Annotated in this window: 1 protein-coding gene; it reads right to left on the reverse strand. The window is 64.7% G+C overall.

Going from position 1 to position 388, the window contains the following annotated elements; genetic code table 11:
• A partial coding sequence (locus tag K3G63_RS22640; protein ID WP_220616423.1) for a phosphoenolpyruvate carboxylase occupies positions 1 to 388 on the reverse strand: 388 nt, incomplete at both ends.

Below are 388 nucleotides of genomic sequence, written 5' to 3' on the forward strand. Positions count from 1 at the left end.
GCATTCGGAAGAACGGCCATTCCCTGTAGAGTTCTTTCAGGAACGGCATGCCCTTGTCCGGATGCTGCGCAATCCATTGCTCGACCGCGCTGCCGAAGCCGTACCAGCCCGGCAGCATCAGGCGGCACTGTGCCCACGAGAACACCCACGGGATCGCGCGAAGGTCCTCGATCGCGCGGGTCTTCTTGCGCGAGGCCGGACGGCTGCCGATGTTGAGCGTCGCGATCTCGTTGATCACGGTCGAGGCCCAGAAGTAATCGACGAACCCCTCGGTCTCATAGACGAGGCCGCGATAGGCCTTGAAGGCAAGGCCCGACAGCTCGTCCATCGCGGTGAGGTATTCGCGGCGCGGCGCGCTCTGGCGCGGATGCAGCAGGCTCGCCTCCAG

This window comes from Hymenobacter sp. HSC-4F20 (assembly GCF_019599275.1).
In the GTDB taxonomy this organism is placed as follows: Bacteria; Bacteroidota; Bacteroidia; order Cytophagales; family Hymenobacteraceae; genus Hymenobacter.